Origin of the sequence: Pararobbsia alpina, assembly GCF_902859895.1 — a bacterium.
GTDB classification, from domain to species: Bacteria; Pseudomonadota; Gammaproteobacteria; order Burkholderiales; family Burkholderiaceae; genus Pararobbsia; species Pararobbsia alpina.
Map to the genome: position 1 here is coordinate 1 of NZ_CADIKM010000016.1, position 18,371 is coordinate 18,371.

The following is an 18,371-nucleotide window of genomic DNA, read 5'->3' on the forward strand; positions in this document are numbered from 1 at the left end:
AAATACTGTCAGAAGGTGCTAATTCGCGGCGCTTAACACAAACTCAAAATTGTTCGGAATCGTCTGATTGCGCAGGCATGAGGACGATGGGTGCGGCATATCAGCGCACACCATCGATGCGTGGTGAGTGCCTTCGAGAATTGTTCGGAATCGTCTCATTGCGTAGGCGTGAAGACGATGGGTGCGACATATCAGCGGACTCCATCGATTCGCAAGGAGCACCCTCGGGCTGCAATGGACGGTTTGGTTCGATGGTTCAGATAGATGTTCGACCAGGTTGACGAAGGGATGCCCGCCTCGGGGCCACCCGCTGCACGCTCGCCAACTGGAGCCAGTGTCCGAGACTCAAGCGCTAAGCGAAGGGCCGATCCGTCGAAGCCTTGTTGGCATGCGCGCGCGCCTCGCGATCTGCCATGAGGTGGTCAAACCGAGGCAGCGCTCGACATAGAGCCACGTTGACCCTGCGCTGCTCCGCCTTGATGGGCGGGTCATGCCTGGTGCTCCCCTGGTCGCCGTAGGGGGCCATATCTCCTGCTGCTGGGAAAGCATCAGACTTGTTGTCGTCGCCACCATGACCGCATGGACCACCATCACACCCGCACGGGCCGCCAACCACCCTCGTTCAGGGCATTTCGCGTTTGGCCAAACCCAGATAGGTTTCAATCACGCGCGGATTACTCTCAAGTGCATCGGCCACGCCTTCAAGCACGATGTCCCCCGTCTCGAGCACATACCCAAAGTCTGCAATCTGAAGTGCGGCACGCGCGTTCTGTTCGATCAGCAAGGTCGCGACCCCGGTCTTACGCAGCTCGCTCACGATGCGAAGAATCTCGCGCGTGATCAACGGCGCAAGCCCCAAGCTAGGCTCATCGAGCATCAGCAAGTCGGGCTTGCCCATCAACGCCCGGCCAATCGCAAGCATTTGGCGCTCCCCACCCGAAAGCGTGCCCGCAAGCTGTCGCCGTCTCTCCTTGAGTCTCGGAAACAGCGAAAACACGGTCTCGAGTTGATCGAGATAGTCCCGCGTGCCCGCTTTCCTGCGGCGCCACGCGCCAAGCTGCAGATTGTCCTCGATGGTCATCGACGCAAACAGCGCACGCGTCTCCGGCACAAGACACATGCCACGCGCGACCCGGTCCTCGATCTCGACCCCGTTCAAGTCCTCATCGAGATAGCTGACCCGCCCGCTCGCATGACCCTGGACCGGCAACGCTCCCATCAACGCATTGAGCAAGGTCGACTTGCCCGCGCCGTTCGGACCGATCACGGTCACGATCTGCCCTGCACGCACGCTCAGGTGAACATCACGCAAGGCATCGACCTTGCCATACCGGACCGAAAGTCCGGCGACCTCGAGCACGATACGCGGTGTGTCGCTCGTCATCATTCAACTCCGCCGAGATAGGCGTCGAGCACGGCCGGGTTGGCCTGGATCTCCGCGGGCTTGCCTTCGGCGATCTTGGTCCCGAACTCCATCACGACCAGGTGATCGGTCAAATTCATCACAAAATCCATATCGTGCTCGACAAGCAGAATGCTCGTGCCTTCGCTCCTGAGTTTCCTGAGCAAGACGGCAAGCGCCTGTTTCTCCTGGTAGCGCAGGCCCGCGGCAGGCTCGTCGAGCAGCAGCAAGGTCGGGTCGACACAGAGCGCCCGCGCGATTTCAAGGATTCGCTGCTGACCCAGTGCGAGGCTGCCTGCTTCGTCATGCAGATGCTTTTCCAATCCCACGCGCTCGATCTGCCGCGCCGCCTCGGCCAGCAGGCGGGTCTCGTCGGCACCATTGAGCCGCACGATGCTGCGCCATACGCCACTATGCCCGCGCAAATGCGTACCAATCGCGACGTTCTCGAGCACGCTCATGCCCGGCAGCAGCTTCACATGCTGGAAGGTGCGGCCGATTCCGCGCCGGACGATCGCGCGCGCGGGGCGCCCGTCGATACGCTCCCCATGAAACATGACCGTGCCACTGCTCGGTTGAAGAACCCCCGAGACAAGATTGAACGTAGTCGACTTGCCTGCCCCGTTCGGTCCGATCAACCCGACGATCTCGCCGGCCTTGACCGTGAAGCTGACTTCATTGACAGCGACGAGGCCGCCAAAGGTCTTGCTGATCCTGTCGACCACCAGCAGCGGCTCAGCCGCCGTCGGCCTGCTTCGTTGCGGCAAGGCCGGTACATCACGTACAGGATCGGCGCGCCGGCGTTCGGGAAACCATCGCGCAAGAAACGGCCACACACCGTCGCGTGCGAACTGGAGCAGCACGATCATCAGCACGCCGAATACGATCACCTCGAAATCGCCGCTACTGCCGAGCAGTTTCGGCAGGAATGATTGCAGCCAGTCCTGAAGCACCGTAAGGATCGCGGCACCGAGCACCGCGCCCCAGACATGCGCGACGCCCCCGACGACGGCCATGAACAGGAATTCGATCCCGTAGTTGAGGCCGAACGGCGTGGGATTCACCGCACGCTGCAAATGCGCGTACAGAAAGCCCGAAATCGACGCGAGTATCGCCGCGTAGGTGAAGATCACGACCTTCATCCAGGCGGTGTTGATCCCCATCGCCTCGGCCATCGTCCCGCCCCCGCGCAAGGCGCGAATCGCGCGGCCGGGCCGGCTGTCGAGCAGGTTCTGCACGGAGATCACCGCGCCGACCACCACGACCCCTATCAGGTAGTAGATGCGCCGGCCGCTGTCGAGCTGCCAGCCGAACAGGTCGAGCGCGGGAATGCCATTGATGCCGTCGTACTTGCCGAGCACATCGAGATTGCCGAACAGGAAGAACAGCGAAAGACCCCATGCAATCGTGCCGAGCGGCAGGAAATGGCCCGACAGCCGCATCGTGATCGCGCCGATCAGCATCGCCGCGACGGTCGTCACGAGCAGACCCGCGAGCAACCCGAGCCAAGGAGACAGACCATAGCCGGTGCTCAGCAAGGCGGTCGCATAGGCACCCAGTCCCACAAAGGCCGCCTGCCCGAAGCTCGTCATGCCGCCGATGCCGGTCAGCAATACGAGGCCGATGGCGACGATCGAATACAGGCCGATGTAATTGAGCAGGGTCACCCAGTATTCCGGCGTACGCACGGGCGCCGGCAAGACCGGCAATGCGAACACGACAAGGATGAACACCCAGAACAGCTTGTTGCGCAGCATCGTGGCCATGCTCATTCCTCGCCTTCGTCGCTATGCGGCGTGGTCAGGCTGCGCCAGAGCAACACGGGGATGATCAGGGCGAACACGATGACTTCCTTGTACGCACTCGCCCAGAACGACGAATACGATTCGAGCAGTCCGACGAGCAGCGCGCCCGCCGCCGCTGCCGGGTAACTGACGAGGCCACCGATGATGGCGCCGACAAAGCCCTTGAGCCCGATCAGGAAACCCGCATCGTAGTAGATCGTCGTCAGCGGCGCGACGAGAATGCCGCTCAGCGCACCGAGCGCGGCCGCCAGCGTAAATGCGAGGCTGCCCGCGCGTGTCGTGCCGATCCCGACCAGGCGCGCACCGAGCCGGTTGATCGACGTCGCACGCAGGGCCTTGCCCATCAAGGTCCGGCCGAAGAACAGATACAGCGCGACGATCAGGATCGCAGCCGTGCCGATCACCGCAAGGCTTTGCCCGGAGACCGACAGGCTGCCGAGCGAAAATGTCGCGTCGGAAAAACTGTCGGTCCGCGACCCCTCGGCGCCGAACATCAGCAGGCCGAGTCCGACGAGTGCGAAGTGCACCGCGACCGATACGATCAGCAGCAACAGGGTGCTCGCTTCCGCGACCTTCTGGAACGCGAGCCGATAGATGAAGGGGCCAAGTGGCACGACGACCAGCAGCGTCAGCGCGACCTGCACGGCCATCGGCAAGGCCGCGCGCGCGCTCAGCGCATGCGTGATCGCAAACACGGCGAGCGGAAACAACAGGTAGCGGCCGGCGGCCATGGGTAACAGCCGCACGGCCAGGCGGCGTCGCCCGGCATGCCGCAATACGTCGACGGTCTCGAGCACGAAACACGCGGCGCCGAGCACGAGCAGCAAGGTACAGGTCAGCGGAAATTTGTGGGTCTGGATGCTCGCGAGCGTCAGCGCCCCATAGGACACGAACTCACCCTGCGGAATCAGGATCACGCGCGTGACCGAAAAAACCAGCACGAGCGCCAGTGCGAGCAGCGCATAGATGGCGCCGCTCGTGATGCCATCCTGCGCAAGAATCGCGGCAATCGATAAGTCCATAGGTCCTCGAAAATGATGGCCGACGAAGGTGCCGCTCCTTCGTCAGCAACGTCGACTGAAGTGCCTCGACGATATGCCAGTTATCGTCGTGCCATGTCAATATCATTCTCGAATCCGGTCCGTCAACCCGGATCCCCGGGAGCACGAACGCGACGCGCTCCGCCGCGTGTTGGTCCGGGCCGACGGAAACCCGCGAGTGAGACGATCGTGACGTTTGTGTCAGATTCCCACCGGGGGCATTACGAGGTTCCAATCCACTATGTGAACATTCGAGCCTTGCCGCCAAGCCCCGTGTCATGGCCCTCCGCACATACGCGCAACGATCCATATAAGGAACAACCCTGTATCGGGAGCAGCTGACTTATCCACAAATTCTGTTGGTAAGTCTGTGGATATCTTGTGGTGATGCCTTCGCAGACGGCATGGATGCAAGCAGAATGTTGGGATGCCTCTAGAGAGAGCGAGACCCGCTTAAGAGCGTCGGTTCGCGCATCGAGGAGAGCCGGAGCCATCCCGGTCTCAATATGACTCGGAGCGCCAGGCACACGAAATGCCCCTCCCTTGTCGAGCCCGCATTGACATCCTTCCTGCCCTAAACGAGACGGGGTCGGGTTCAGGCCGGTGGGTTCCGGGCATCGAACACTCTGATCAGTCCGCTGCGCAGGACCACCGGCTCGCCTCCACTGCCTTCGAGCGTGCGCCGGCAGATCAAGTGGATCCGCCGGACATGACCGTCGAACGCGCTCAGCATGTCGGCTTCCAACGGCGATGGCGCGCCGAAGTGATCTTCGAGCGCCTCTGCCGAAATCGAGCAAAGTACCGTGGCACCGTCGACCGTCGCGACGAAATCGACCATCAACTCCGCGCCGTTCCATTCGCGCTTGCCTGCCGGGAATTCGATACGCATGGCTTTGCTCTCGTTTCGTCAGTGATGCGCGTGCACGTTGACCAAGGCTTCGAGCAAGGTCCGATTGAATGCCGGCAGATCGTCGGGCTTGCGGCTCGAGATCAGGTTGCCGTCATGCACCACTTCCTTGTCGACCCACTTGCCGCCCGCGTTGCGAATGTCGTCCTGCAGCGACGGCCAGCTCGTCACGGTGCGACCCTTCACGATGCCTGTCGACACGAGCAGCCAGGCGCCGTGGCAAATGACGGCGATGGGTCGATGCTTGTCGTTGACCGTCCTCACAAACGCGCGGGCCTTCTCGACCATGCGCAGCGCATCGCCGTTCGCGACGCCGCCCGGCAGCACCACACCGTCGTAGTCTTCCGCGCGGGCTTCGTCGAAGCTCTTGTCGGCCTTGACCGTATCGCCCTTCTCGAAGTGCTTGAACCCCTGCACGGTGCCTGCCTTCGGCGCGATCACGTGCACCGTCGCGCCCGCTTTCTCGAGCGCTTTTTTCGGCTCGAACAACTCGGCCTGCTCAAAGCCATCGGTCGTAAGGATTGCCACTTTGATTCCGCTTAGATTTCCACTCATCAGACTGTCCTCCATGACGAATTGTCGCGGTTGTCGCGGCGCCGGTCGTTGCGGATCAGCGAACGATCGTCGACCCGGCGAACGGATGCCGCATAGGAAAACATGCAAGGTATGTGCCCGAGAGATCAAAACGGGGAAGTGGGCGAGCAGGATTCCTCAGCGGAGAGGGGACGTCTGCTCACCTTTTTACGCAAACGATTGAAAACAGGTGTTTCTCACAATTTATGTCATTTCGACATACTGGCAGCCGTGGATCCTGAGTGAGGATGCCAGGGCGCAAAACGCGTCCGGATATAATTGAACGCTTCACGCTGAGCGAGCCACCCATGCTGACACTCCCCACTTTTGACGACGTCGCGGCCGCCGCGCAACGACTCGAGGGCCATGCCCATCGCACGCCGGTCATGCGTTCACGCACGGTCGACGCGGAAATCGGCGCGGAGGTTTTCTTCAAATGCGAAAACTTCCAGCGCATGGGTGCATTCAAGTTTCGCGGCGCGTTCAATGCCTTGTCGAAGTTCGATGAATCGCAGCGGCGCGCCGGCGTGGTCGCCTTCTCATCGGGCAACCATGCACAGGCGATTGCGTTGTCGGCCTCGCTGCTCGGCATGCCCGCAACCATCGTCATGCCGCACGATGCGCCGGCCTCGAAGGTTGCGGCAACGCGAGGCTACGGCGGCAAGATCGTGATGTACGACCGCTACACCGAAGACCGCGAGCAGATCGGCCGCAAGCTTGCCGAAGACGAAGGCCTGACCTTGATCCCGCCGTACGACCATCCGGACGTGATCGCCGGCCAGGGGACGGCGGCCAAGGAGCTATTCGAGGAAACGGGGCCGCTCGACGCCCTGTTCGTCTGCCTCGGTGGCGGTGGCTTGCTTTCGGGGTCGGCCCTGTCGACGCGAGCGCTTGCGCCTGCCTGCAAACTCTATGGCGTCGAGCCCGAAGCCGGCAATGACGGCCAACAGTCGTTCCGCACGGGCGCGATCGTGCATATCGACACGCCCAAGACCATCGCCGACGGCGCACAGACGCAGCACCTCGGCGCCTATACCTTCGAGATCATCCGGCGCGACGTCGACGATGTGCTCACGGCAAGCGATGCGCAACTCGTCGATGCCATGCGCTTCTTCGCTTCCCGGATGAAGCTGATGGTCGAACCGACGGGCTGCCTGAGTTTCGCTGCGGCACGCGAGATGAAGGCGTCGCTGCTCGGCAAGCGCGTTGGAATCATCGTCAGCGGCGGGAACATCGATCTGGACCGGTTCTGCGCGCTGACGACTAGCCTCTAGATCGTGATCGAGTTCGCGGCCTGCTCGATATTAGGAAATTTGCAAGGACAAGCATGCGACGGGCGCCGTCCCCCTGGCGCGCAGGCCGTCGCCTCAGTGCGCGACGTAGACGAGATCGACTCGCCGGTTTTTCGACCAGGCCGCCTCGTCGTGTCCGTCGACGAGCGGTTTTTCCTTGCCGAAGCTCACGGCCTCGAGTTGGCTATCGGGCACGCCGAGCGTTTCGAGCGTGCGCATCACAGCTTCTGACCGCTTCTGGCCGAGCGCCAGATTGTATTCGGTGGTGCCGCGTTCATCCGTGTTGCCCTGGATCAGCAAATGTCGCTTCGGGTCACTGAGCAGGTATTTTGCGTGAGCCGTCAGCGTGGAGCGGTCGTCCGTGTTCACGGCATAGCTGTCGAGATCGAAATAGAAGCTGCGCCTGGACAAGGGGCTCGCCGGATCGTGGAGCGCATCCGTCTGAACGCCTGGCGCGCTGACCGCCACGCCCGGTGCCGCGGCGCCAGGTAGCGATGCATCCTGGCTCGCGCTTGCCGAACTCGCGGGAGCCGTCTTCTCGTCGAGTGAGACTTTCGAATGGCAAGCCGTGAGTGCGAGCGTGCAGACCGCGATAGCCAGCACGGAGAATCGCGACTTCTTCATGTATCAAACTCCTGTCCATCAGCAAGATCGTGGCGGCAACGATACCCGGGGCATGCCCTGGCCGCAGCCCATCAGGTCGTACACCGCGCGATGTCGAACCGCAGTTCCGGTTCGGGAATGTCGTCAGACGCATTCGCCGACTTCTGAACCTTGACGATCGAACCATTGCCTGAGGGCGTCAGGGTAATCAGCCAGTCGACGGCGTTCGAGCGCGGCCCGATCGCGATCTCCGTCGCGCTGCCCACGCTCGTCTCATGCACCGAGAAGACCCGCTCGTGCAGGCAGGCCGTGATGTCGTCCGGCTGGCGCGCCGATTGGACGTAGATCAACGGCGCGGACGCCCGGACCTCGGGACCGCTCATACCGGGGCCATTCGCGCTCGAGCAGGCGGCCAGCGCCACGACGGCGGGCAGTAACACATTCTTCATGGGTAGACCACATGGTCGGGCGCGGCCGTTGCCCGCGCGGAACGGGGATTTTCCTATGAGGCGCCGCGTAATGCTAGCCCATTGACAAAACGACGCATTACGCGACGGCCTGTGGCCGTCCGAATGCTCGCCAAACCTCGCCTGGCCCTCTAAGATGTATCGAACGACGCGGAGACCCGATCGATGAATACATCTGCCGGTGAAGAACAGCAGGTAAGAATCGAAGCGCTGAGCGCCATTACCCTCGCGGTCCGCGACATGCGCACGTCGGTGCGCTTCTATGAAGCATTGGGCTTCGAGGTCAGGCACGGCGGGGCCAGCGAGGACTTCACGAGCCTCGAATGCGGCCCATCATTCCTGAACCTGATCGCGCAAACCCACGAGCGCATCGAGGGATGGGGCCGCTTCATCGTGCATGTATCGGACGTCGATCAGATCTACAAAAAGGCCCTGGACGCGGGCCTGACGCCCAGCCATGCGCCAAGCGACGCGCCGTGGGGCGAGCGCTATTTCCATATTAGCGATCCGGACGGCCACGAATTGAGCGTTGCCAGGCCGCTCGGATAGGTTTCCGGACGACACGGGACGGGGAGGCGGGCTTCGAGCCGTGCCTTGCACTCCACCCTGGCTCAATCATTGCGACCGACGTAGTCGACGTAAGCGACGCAACCGCCGAGCGACCGATGCTGCCCACTCAACGAACCGATTCTCAACTCATCGAGGCCAACCGCGCGTTCTACGACGCGCTATGGCTGGGCGCAAGTCTTGTGGAGGCCCAGCATTTCAATACCTGGCCGCTCGTGCGCCCGCTGGCCGAGCGTTTCGCAACGCGGCTCGAGGTCGCGCCGGGCTTGCGGCCGCGGCTGCCGATCGAGCATACGCAGTTCGTCGATCTCAGCGCGCCGGCCGTCAGGAACCTGTGCGAGCACGGCGCGAACGCAAGGGTCGGCCAGATCAGCGCGCTACCGTTTGCCGATGGGTCGTTTGAACTCGTATGTGCGCTCGATATCGTCGAGCACGTCGATGACGACGAACGCGCACTAGCCGAGCTGGTGCGTGTCACGCATGAAGGCGGAACGCTCCTCCTATCGGTTCCGCTGCACCCTTCGAAATGGACGTCGTTCGACGATCTGGTCGGCCATCGACGCCGCTACGAACCCGAGCATCTGCGCGATACGCTCACACAGCACGGACTGATGATCGAGCGCAGCGCCGCATACGGCATGCAGCCGGAATCGTCGCGCCTGCTGGATTTTGGCGTCTGGGGGCTGACCCACCATCCCCGCTTCGCCGCCTGGCTGTACAACCGGGTGCTGATGCCGATCGGCATGCGTTTCCAGAAGCCGCTGGTGTTCTCCGAAGGGCTGCCCGATATGGCCGGGATCGATGAGATTCTGCTTGTCTGCGTGAAGAACGTCCGGCTGGCCGGGACTGCGTAGCCCGCAAGCGCTCAATGCTGAGACCATCCTCGTCAGTGTCGAGGGTAGCCCGGCCTGGTTCTCGCGGCGCAGGCGTGCACCAAGGCCCGTGCCAAGTCCCATACCGAGGCCCGCGCCGAGTCCTGTCTCGAGGCCTAGAATCAAGGAGTGGCTGCGCTCGCCTTCGAATTCGAAAGCAAGCAACGGAGTGCGGTCGTCCGGTCGCGTCGATACATTGGACCCATCGGACCACTGTTAAGAGGACTCCATCATGAAAACCACTACAGCAGACAAGGCATCCCGTGCCGCCGAGACAGAGTGCGATCCGCGCTGGGCGGACGTCGTCGCGCACAATCTCGCAGCCGATGGCCATTTCTTCTACTCAGTTGCGAGCACAGGCGTCTATTGCCGGCCCTCGTGCTCGGCACGGCTGCCGCGCCCCGAGAATGTCACCTTCCACACGAACCGCGAAGCTGCCGAAGCCGCGGGTTTCCGACCGTGCAAGCGCTGCAAGCCCGACGGCCCGCCCCGCGCCGAACACCATGCGGCAATCGTGACCGAAGCGTGTCGAATCATCGAAGAATCGGACACCCTGCCCGACCTTGAAACGCTTGCCGAGCGTATCGGCATGAGCCGTTTCCACTTTCATCGCGTGTTCCGGCAGGCCACAGGACTCACCCCGCGGGCCTATGCGGCAGCGCATCGCGCGAAGCGCGTACGAAGCGAACTCGATCGCAGCGAGACTGTGACCCAGGCGATCTTCGATGCGGGCTATAACTCAAATGGCCGTTTCTATGCTAAATCGAATGCTGTCCTCGGGATGACTCCACGCGACTATCGCAACGGTGGCGCCGGTGCGGAGATCCGTTTTGCGATCGGCGAATGTTCGCTCGGCTCGATCCTGGTTGCACAGAGCGAACGCGGAATCTGCGCAATTCTGCTCGGCGACGATCCCGATGTGCTGGCGCGCGACCTGCAGGACCGCTTTCCGCGTGCGAACCTGATCGGCGGCGATCCGGCGTTCGAGCAATTGGTCGCACGCGTGGTCGGTTTTGTCGAAGCGCCAGCCATCGGACTCGACCTGCCGCTCGACGTACGCGGCACGGCTTTCCAGCAACGGGTGTGGGAAGCCTTACGCGAGATTCCGGCGGGCGAGACGGCAAGCTACAGCGCGGTGGCTACCCGAATCGGCGCGCCCCGTTCGGTCCGCGCGGTCGCGCAGGCATGCGGCGCGAACGCCCTTGCTGTCGCGATTCCGTGCCATCGCGTCGTTCGGAGCGACGGTAGCGTGTCGGGCTATCGCTGGGGGGTGGAACGTAAGCGGGCGCTGCTCGATCGTGAAGCGGGCAAGGGGCTGGACGCGGCGGGCGGCGGCGATACAGCGGCCGGGCAGCGTGACGCACTGTCGCAGGACGAGGCGGAGGTTGGCGCATGAATACGCTGGCGAAGGAGCGAGCCGCCGTTCATGACCTCGACTGGCCGGCCTTGAGCACCGAACTCGATGCGCAAGGCTGTGCGACGATCCCTGGCCTGCTGTCGCGCGATGAGTGTGAAGAGATCGCCGGACTGTATCCGTTCGATGAACAGTTTCGCAGCCGTGTCGTCATGGGACGGCACGGCTTCGGGCGCGGAGAGTACAAATACTTCAGCTATCCGCTTCCCGAGCCCGTTGCCACATTGCGCGCAGGGTTCTACCCCCATCTGGCACCGATCGCGAATCGCTGGAACCAGGCCATGGGCATCGATGTTCGTTATCCGGCGCGGCTCGAAACGTTTCTCGCGCGGTGCCACGACGCGGGCCAGTTGCGGCCGACGCCCCTGCTTCTGCAGTATGCGGCTGGCGACTATAACTGCCTGCATCAGGATTTGTACGGCGAGCATGTCTTTCCATTGCAGGTCACGATCCTGCTCTCCGAGCCGGGACGCGATTTCACGGGTGGCGAGTTTGTGCTGACCGAGCAGCGGCCGCGCATGCAGTCCCGCCCCGAGGTCGTGCCGCTCGCGCAGGGCGACGCGGTGGTCTTCGCGGTTTACCACCGGCCCGTGCAGGGTGCGCGGGGCGTCTATCGCGTCAATCTGCGTCACGGGGTGAGCCGGTTACGCTCGGGGCATCGTCACACACTCGGTGTGATCTTCCATGATGCGAGTTGAGCGAGGTGACGCTGCCTGATTCCGATGCGCGGCAGTAGACCGCGTATCCGCCCGGCTTTGGCGAGGTGAGACGAGCCTGCCTGGTAGACCCTCAGGCCTGCCAGACCCCGTAGCCTGCTTCGCGCAGGCCGATTGCGAGTTCGACCTCCATTTCCTGCGCCCCCGCATAGGGCATGGGGTTGTACATCTCATAGAGTTCGGGCATGAGACGCACGCCGTAGTCAAACACAAAGCGATTCGACTGGATGCCGGCCTTGTGCTTGTCGAAGCGCAGATCCGGCTCGAGACCGGTCATCCCGACATACACGCAGGGCTTGGCCAACATGTAGTCAGGATTCGCCTTGCGAAAACGCGGCTCGTCCCAAACGCGCGCCGACAGCTCGACTACGTAGACACTGTAGTGATGGCGGCGGGATTGGCGGGGCGGCATAAGGTCTGGGACTTCGGATCGCGATGTAAATGAAATGGAAGTGTACCGTCCGCCTATTCCCAGCGGATTCAACCGGTGGATGCAACAAACTGCTTGAATCGTTCGGCGGGCGTCCATGCGCTCGCGATCGCGATGCAGCAAGGCAGCGGCCTTCCCGCGGGCGGCTACCACGGCTATCATTACCGGATGACTTTCCATGCGCATCATTTTCCGGTGGGGCTGCCGGCACCGAAAGCAGTTGGCACGCTTCGACGTGACACTCGACCGAGCGGAAACGTGCACACACAGGCGATGCTTCAGGTGCCCCATCCTCGGGAGAGGCGCATTGAACAGGATCTCAAGCTGGCTGGTCGAGGCGGTGACTCGGGTAACGCTGCTATCGATGGTTGTCGTTTTCGTTCCGGGAGCACGGGCCACACTTGCGGACTCAGGCTGGCGGTGTGGCACGTCTGCCCCTGAACGACTTGAATGCAGCACGTACCCGCGCTCCACCACCAATCAATCACCCAGTCTTGATCCTCGCAGCGGTGACCAGGCGCTTCCGGTCGCTTACGACGCAACAAGTGCTGTCGCCTTGCCATCCGCCGCAGATCGGCCGTTGCAGGTGGCGGTCTCCGCAATGGCGCCGTTCGTCTTGCCACATTCCGATCCGCCGGCCGGCTTCAGCATTGACCTGTGGAACGAAGTGGCCCGTCGAATGCACGTCGAATTCGCGTGGCGTTCGGTTCCGACGCAGTCGGATTTGCTGCGTGCCGTGCAGGAAGGCGACGCGGACGTGGCGATAGCTGCCATCACCATGACACCGGAACGCGAGCAGATCGTGGATTTCTCGCTTCCCTATTTTGATTCCGGCTTGCAGATCATGGTGCGTGCCCGGGACGAAGGCGCGTTTTTCGCCACATTCCGTTCCATTCCCTGGCGGGCCATCGGTCAGCTTCTTGGCGTAGCCGCCATCCTGGTTTTTCTTCTAGCCAATTTACTGTGGCTCGTCGAGCGCAAGCAAGAGCGTAATTTTCAGAAGCCTTACCTGCGTGCATTAGGCGAAGGGCTCTGGGCGACTATCCTGATCATCGCCACGGGGGAGCACGGCGAACGTGATGCCGCCAACATGAGGAAGCGTTTTTTGGTTCCCGCGATGTGGCTGATCGGCGTCGTGCTGATCGCCCAATTCACGGCGACCGTGACATCGTCGCAAACCGTGACGCAACTTCAGACCAACATTCACGGACCGGGCGATCTGCCAGGGAAGACGATCGGCACCGCGGCAGGGTCGATCGCCGCCGATTATCTGACCCAGCGTGGATTGCCGTTCGTCGATGTGAAAACCGCCGACGATGGAATCCGCATGCTTACTCAAGGCGATGTGCAGGCGATCGTCTATGATGCGCCTACCCTGCAATACTGGGCCGCGAAGCGGGGCAATGGCATATTGCTGGTCGTCGGCCCCTTGTTCCGGCTCGAGAAATATGGCATCGCTTTGGCGCAGGGCAGTCCGTTGCGCAAGCCTATCAACGAAGCACTGCTGTCCATGTACGCCGACGGCACCTACGAAAAGATCTATGGAAACTGGTTCATGCAGGGGAAGTAGATTGAATGCATCGGTTTGAAAGTGACCACCTCGGACGGAAGACCTCGAGCGAAAGCCGAGGCAGATGGATGGCGACGAACACGGGCATAGGGACTTTAGAAGAAGCGATGACGGTTGCAGGACGACGGAAAGCCCTTCGGTTCGGATAGGGCCTCGGCGTTTGATGACGTCGACGACAATGGACCACGAATCCGGCCGTCTGCAGGCCGTCGACAAGCCAGTTAACTCGGTTTGGCAAACTCACTTTAAGCCATCGCTCGTCAGGGCGGCAGTGAGGAGGCCCGCTAGATGATCTTCAATCGTGCCCGCCAGTCTCAGACGAGCCCCGTCCGTTTTACTTCGTCAGTGATGAAGTCGATCAGCACGCTTACCCGTTTGGAAAGATGTTTGCGCGAGGCATACACCAGTTGAATGGAGGGACCTGGTGCATCCCATCCCTCCAGAACCTGAGCCAGCCGCCCCTGATTGAGCGCTTCCTGAGCGTGAAACACCGGCAATTGCGCGATACCGATTCCGTTAATCGTCGCATCCGTCGTTGCCTCGCCGTTATTGAATGCCGCCACTGCATGGGCGGCATCAATAACGATCTCATTGTCACCGTCGAGGTATAGCATCGTTTTGGCACGCCCCGACGGCTGGACAAAAGAAATTAGCCGATGAGACAGCAGGTCCTGAGGGCGCTGTGGTCTGCCATAAAGATCAAGGCAACGCGGACATGCGAATGTCCCTAGACTGACGCGTCCGAGGGGGCGGGCGACCAGGTCCGAATCCGGCAATTCACCGATGCGTATGGCAAGATCAATGCCTTCGGCAACAAGGTCAGCGTACAGATCGCTCATTCGCACTTCAACGGTTAACTTGGGATGACGCTCCAAAAATCTCGCAAGATGCGGCATGAACAATACGCGGCCATACGCCACCGGCATTTCGATCCTGATGGAGCCCGTCAATTCGGCATCGACGGGAGAAAGCGAACTTTGCATCTCCTCTAGCTCAGCAACCCACTTGCTCGCTCGCTCATAGAAGATGCTTCCGTCATCCGTCAGACTGACACTGCGGGTCGTGCGATTAAGGAGTCGCACACCCAATCTGCCTTCCAGCAAGCGAATCGCCTTGGATACCCCCGAGTTTGTCAGTCCAAGGGATTCGGCCGCGCGCGCGAAGCTCAATGATTCGGCAACCCGGACAAATTCTTCGACACCGGATACTTTCTGGGTTAAACGCACGCCACACCTCGATTAATGACTCACAGTTCGCAGTCTGCGTCCAAATTCTACCTTTATAGTTATTTCCGCGTTCAATAAAATGGTCCTTATCGCCCACCTATCCGTGTTTTGATTTAAGGACCATCAGATGAAAGCTGTCATTGCTACTACGCAAGGATCTCCCGACGTATTTAAGCTGGTCGATCTGCCCAAGCCCGTGCCCTGCGCGGGGCAGGTATTGATCAAAGTCGCGGCGTCCGCTGTCAATCCCATCGATACCAAGGTGCGGAAAGCCAAATTGCCGATGACCCCGGCCGAGTTTCCTGCAGTACTTCAGACTGACTTCGCCGGAGTGGTAGAGGCTGTAAGCCCTGATGTCACGCAATTTAGCGTGGGGAACGAAGTCTACGGGTTTGCCGGTGGTTTCAAGGGTCCAAATGGCGACGTTTCTGGCGCATTGGCGGAGTACATCGTGGCGGATGCGGCGCTGATTGCGCTCAAGCCACGCACGCTGGATTTCAGACAGGCCGCCGCTCTACCTTTGGTAGCCACGACCGCCTGGCTCGCCTTGCACGACAAGGTCAAGTTGGACGCGAAGACGAAGGTGCTGATCCTCGGCGGCACTGGCGGCGTGGGGCATGTCGCGGTTCAATTGGCGAAGGCAGCCGGTGCTCAGGTCTTTGCAGTAGTGAGAAGCGACAAAAGCGCCGCGCTGGCCAAAGAGCTGGGCGCCACTGTATGCATTAACCTGGCTCAGACCGACGCAAAAGAGGTTGTTGACAAGTACACCGACGGCAAGGGCTTCGATGTCATCTTCGACACCGTAGGGGGTCCATTGCTGGACGCAGCTTTTCAGATGATCCGTCCTGCAGGCGACGTGATCACCGTGGTGGGCGCAGCGACGCACAATCTCGCTCCCTTGTATCTGCGAGGCGCCAATCTGCATACAGTACTGGTGCTCATCCCGATTATGTTCGGGCAGGACCGCGAAGCGCAGGGATTGAACCTCGATGCGATCAGGCGTCTCGTGGATGATGGTCAAATCAAGCCGTTACTGGATCCGCAGCGTTTCAGTCTGGGGCAAGTGGCCGATGCGCATCGCAAGCTGGAAGCAGGACAGGCGGCTGGCAAGCTGGTCATCGACGTGAGCGAGATTGAAGCGTAGTGTCGATTTCGCATTCCTCTGCAGCCCGAAACGAAGGGTAGTCTCCACTTGCCCTTTCGTGGCGGTGCCCACTGATATGCAGAGATCGTGCTGCGATAGCGGCAGGAATGTGGCGTCCGATTTCCGGTTAGCGAACATTCGGACCCTCTCCTTCGCGGCGCGAAGCGCAATTCGTCCGCTTTCCCGCACGCCGGAGGTCCGTTTTGGGTCGCGTGCTGTCAATCGCTGTCAGGCAGTGAGCGGCCATGAAGAGACAATCGATGGAGCATCCCGCGTGACGGAAGAACCGCGCAGAACGGACACTCAAACCAGTGTGGACATGGCTCCGCCGAACAGCATTTGGCCCCGCAAAAAAGATGGATCAATTAATGAGGTCGCACCTGCCGAACCGGCGTAGCAATTCGATGTTCACACGAACCAGATCTCGGAATGGAAGTGACAACGCTCAGACACTTGAAGACGTAGGAATGCCGCGCGGGAACGCGAGGTTTTTTTCCTCAACGTTCACCGAGGCGACGATGGACTGCCGATGCGAAAAATGATCAAGAAGCAAGTCGCGGACATCGTCATCAAGATTTGAAAGCAGTGCAGGCGTGCGATGCGTGAGACGTCCTGAATGGAAAGCGCTTTAGTCGGCCTCTTTGCCTGTCAGCGGTGTAACCGGTTCAGACAATGTGCTGGTAGGTATCGTCAATGTCCATTGGTTCGCGGCGCACGGGTTTCGCGATATCCGCTAACGGTTGGATCAAGTGAGGTGCTGGTGCCGGAACATACGCATTTTGGAGCGCTGGAACCTATACCCTCCTTGCAGGCAGCGGTTTCGCCGGGCGGACAACTTACGTTACATATTTGGTCAAGGCCCTCGTTCGTCGCAGCGCACTCCGACTGTGCTGAAACGGACAGCGAAAGGGTCCCCGAACACATCAGGGCCATCAAGACAAGCGCATGCTTAGAGGCGGTTTGCTGCATTTCGCCCTCGTTGGGTTACAAACTGGCAACCATTAGTTTCTTGATCGACAAGGCTCCGAATTTGCGTGAGCAGAAGGGGCTCCGCTGCATCCTGCTCTTTACAAGAATAGTGCACTGTCCCCTCCCTCGCCAAATGGACGTCGCAGGCTAGGAACCAAGCGTTCCTGCCGGTTTCTGTAACGCGGTTAGCTTTCTAGATGGACCGACGCGTCGTGAAGCAACTCCTCTAAGTAACACTATGCGAAACCGCCGGCAATCGGGTTGCAAGGAGCCTGTTGCGATGCACAGCGACCGTCCGCCAATGGCGGAAAAGCCGCCGGTACAAACGATCGCTCGACCGACTACTCCGGGTCGACTACTGTCCGACGCGACAGGATAAAAACCAGCCCGACAGAATCATCTGAAAGAGGTGTCCCAAACCGGACGCTGAAACCTGCTTTTCAGGAGTGGCCCTGACGCTCAACCCTAGTGTCCGATTGCGCCCGACAGTTGCACGGGTCACCTATCAGGTCAGTGACTTGTAGAGTTCCTCTGGCTCTAATCGTTGACAATCGCGGTCGCTGGTCGATGATAAATGCCGGCCTTGCCAGCGACGCGAACAGCAAACGACAACAGCTTCTTCCTACGCCTTTCGCTACGCCCTGGAACAAGAACGTCAGAAAGAGGCCGCAATCGCGGCGAGTAGGCCTGCCAGCGTATAGCTCGCGAACTTCGCACGCAGAATCGGCATGCCGGACAGGAAGGCCGCGGATTCGGACGAGCCGGTGGCGTACGCCGCGCGCCCGACCGGCGAACGTTTAAAAGGAATCCAGACGATCACAACAGCCGCGAGCAGAATCAGTAGACTCGTCGGCACGACGCCGGCGACCTTGCCGGTCAGTGCGTCGGCGAGGTCCTCATTGATCGATCCGCCGGGAACCGGGCGCAGCAGCAGCGCCAGTCCGTAGTACACGGCGCCCGTCGCGATCGTCGTCGTGGGGGCAAATGAACATCGACCATCTGCATGATTTTGAATTTCTCCAGCGCCGTGCGAGGTGTCAGACCTAGAACCGTGCGCTTCAGTTCGTTTTTGAGCCAGAGCACGCAAGACACCCACCACGCATCCCACTGCCATGCGTTGACGGTGGCAACCCTTGTGGAGCCGCTGACCGCGGTTCTGCTCGTCGCCCTGTTCTTTGGCGAACAGTTGGAGCCACGGCAATGGCTCGGTGGTGCGCTGCTGTTAGCCGGCATTGGAGGCTTAGGCCGGCGGCTTGCAAACGGTCGACGGCGTAGCGGACTGTTGGTGCTTCGGGCCGCCACCGGCCATGAAGCGACAATCGGCGTGTTGCCGAAATTTGGCCGACACTGAACAGTTCTGTTTTTACGTCGAGT

General features: G+C 61.0%; 18 protein-coding genes. 8 read left to right on the forward strand and 10 right to left on the reverse strand.

What is annotated here, in order from left to right; all coding sequences use genetic code 11:
* Window positions 1-622: 622 nt before the first annotated feature.
* From HV670_RS16610 to HV670_RS16630, 5 genes are all read right to left on the reverse strand, one after another.
* A complete protein-coding gene (locus HV670_RS16610; RefSeq protein WP_425511433.1) occupies window positions 623-1,387 on the reverse strand; it encodes an ABC transporter ATP-binding protein in 765 nt (254 codons plus the stop codon).
* The gene (locus HV670_RS16615) at window positions 1,384-3,168 is read right to left on the reverse strand and encodes a branched-chain amino acid ABC transporter ATP-binding protein/permease (RefSeq protein ID WP_175105902.1); all 1,785 of its coding nucleotides are present in this window, start codon (window positions 3,166-3,168) and stop codon (window positions 1,384-1,386) included. The genes HV670_RS16610 and HV670_RS16615 overlap by 4 nt, the downstream gene beginning before the upstream one ends.
* 2 nt (window positions 3,169-3,170) lie before the next feature.
* Window positions 3,171-4,229, reverse strand: coding sequence for a branched-chain amino acid ABC transporter permease (locus HV670_RS16620; RefSeq protein ID WP_175105903.1), 1,059 nt, complete (start codon window positions 4,227-4,229; stop codon window positions 3,171-3,173).
* Between the two features lie 613 nt (window positions 4,230-4,842).
* Window positions 4,843-5,136, reverse strand: coding sequence for a DUF1488 family protein (locus HV670_RS16625; RefSeq protein WP_175105904.1), 294 nt, complete (start codon window positions 5,134-5,136; stop codon window positions 4,843-4,845).
* Between the two features lie 18 nt (window positions 5,137-5,154).
* Window positions 5,155-5,709 (reverse strand): type 1 glutamine amidotransferase domain-containing protein, encoded by a 555-nt coding sequence (locus HV670_RS16630; protein WP_175105905.1) that lies wholly within the window; start codon window positions 5,707-5,709, stop codon window positions 5,155-5,157.
* Between the two features lie 326 nt (window positions 5,710-6,035).
* Between HV670_RS16630 and HV670_RS16635 the strand changes: the two genes are divergently transcribed.
* A complete protein-coding gene (locus HV670_RS16635; protein ID WP_175105906.1) occupies window positions 6,036-7,001 on the forward strand; it encodes a threo-3-hydroxy-L-aspartate ammonia-lyase in 966 nt (321 codons plus the stop codon).
* Between the two features lie 93 nt (window positions 7,002-7,094).
* Here the strand turns inward: HV670_RS16635 and pal are convergent, their stop codons facing one another.
* The gene (gene pal / locus HV670_RS16640; RefSeq protein WP_175105907.1) at window positions 7,095-7,643 is read right to left on the reverse strand and encodes a peptidoglycan-associated lipoprotein Pal; all 549 of its coding nucleotides are present in this window, start codon (window positions 7,641-7,643) and stop codon (window positions 7,095-7,097) included.
* Window positions 7,644-7,714: 71 nt separating this feature from the next.
* Window positions 7,715-8,071 carry a sugar ABC transporter ATPase gene (locus HV670_RS16645; protein WP_175105908.1) on the reverse strand — a complete coding sequence of 119 codons (357 nt, stop codon included), beginning with the start codon at window positions 8,069-8,071 and terminating at the stop codon, window positions 7,715-7,717.
* Between the two features lie 183 nt (window positions 8,072-8,254).
* Here HV670_RS16645 and HV670_RS16650 point away from each other — a divergent pair, with 183 nt between their 5' ends.
* The 4 genes from HV670_RS16650 (at window position 8,255) to HV670_RS16665 (ending at window position 11,640) form a co-directional block, all read left to right on the forward strand.
* Window positions 8,255-8,638: a VOC family protein gene (locus HV670_RS16650; protein ID WP_175105909.1), complete on the forward strand. Its 384-nt coding sequence runs from the start codon at window positions 8,255-8,257 to the stop codon at window positions 8,636-8,638.
* Window positions 8,639-8,754: 116 nt separating this feature from the next.
* Window positions 8,755-9,510 carry a class I SAM-dependent methyltransferase gene (locus tag HV670_RS16655; protein WP_175105910.1) on the forward strand — a complete coding sequence of 252 codons (756 nt, stop codon included), beginning with the start codon at window positions 8,755-8,757 and terminating at the stop codon, window positions 9,508-9,510.
* A gap of 250 nt (window positions 9,511-9,760) precedes the next feature.
* The gene (gene ada, locus HV670_RS16660) at window positions 9,761-10,924 is read left to right on the forward strand and encodes a bifunctional DNA-binding transcriptional regulator/O6-methylguanine-DNA methyltransferase Ada (RefSeq protein WP_175105911.1); all 1,164 of its coding nucleotides are present in this window, start codon (window positions 9,761-9,763) and stop codon (window positions 10,922-10,924) included.
* Entirely contained in the window at window positions 10,921-11,640 is a 720-nt protein-coding gene (locus HV670_RS16665) for a 2OG-Fe(II) oxygenase (protein ID WP_175105912.1), read from the forward strand. The genes ada and HV670_RS16665 overlap by 4 nt, the downstream gene beginning before the upstream one ends.
* Window positions 11,641-11,731: 91 nt before the next feature.
* Here HV670_RS16665 and HV670_RS16670 read toward each other — a convergent pair whose 3' ends face one another.
* A complete protein-coding gene (locus HV670_RS16670; RefSeq protein WP_175105913.1) occupies window positions 11,732-12,070 on the reverse strand; it encodes a hypothetical protein in 339 nt (112 codons plus the stop codon).
* A gap of 325 nt (window positions 12,071-12,395) precedes the next feature.
* Between HV670_RS16670 and HV670_RS16675 the strand changes: the two genes are divergently transcribed.
* Complete coding sequence (locus HV670_RS16675) at window positions 12,396-13,658, forward strand: transporter substrate-binding domain-containing protein (protein WP_175105914.1); 1,263 nt, start codon at window positions 12,396-12,398, stop codon at window positions 13,656-13,658.
* A gap of 314 nt (window positions 13,659-13,972) precedes the next feature.
* Here the strand turns inward: HV670_RS16675 and HV670_RS16680 are convergent, their stop codons facing one another.
* Window positions 13,973-14,884, reverse strand: a complete 912-nt coding sequence (locus HV670_RS16680; RefSeq protein WP_175105915.1) for a LysR family transcriptional regulator — start codon at window positions 14,882-14,884, stop codon at window positions 13,973-13,975.
* A gap of 127 nt (window positions 14,885-15,011) precedes the next feature.
* Between HV670_RS16680 and HV670_RS16685 the strand changes: the two genes are divergently transcribed.
* A complete protein-coding gene (locus tag HV670_RS16685; RefSeq protein ID WP_175105916.1) occupies window positions 15,012-16,028 on the forward strand; it encodes a zinc-dependent alcohol dehydrogenase family protein in 1,017 nt (338 codons plus the stop codon).
* A gap of 1,624 nt (window positions 16,029-17,652) precedes the next feature.
* On the opposite strand, the gene HV670_RS16690 is transcribed toward HV670_RS16685, so the two are convergent.
* Entirely contained in the window at window positions 17,653-17,949 is a 297-nt protein-coding gene (locus HV670_RS16690; RefSeq protein ID WP_246257534.1) for an ABC transporter permease subunit, read from the reverse strand.
* 51 nt (window positions 17,950-18,000) lie between these two features.
* Here HV670_RS16690 and HV670_RS31080 point away from each other — a divergent pair, with 51 nt between their 5' ends.
* A complete protein-coding gene (locus HV670_RS31080) occupies window positions 18,001-18,348 on the forward strand; it encodes an EamA family transporter (RefSeq protein ID WP_246257557.1) in 348 nt (115 codons plus the stop codon).
* Window positions 18,349-18,371: the final 23 nt, after the last annotated feature.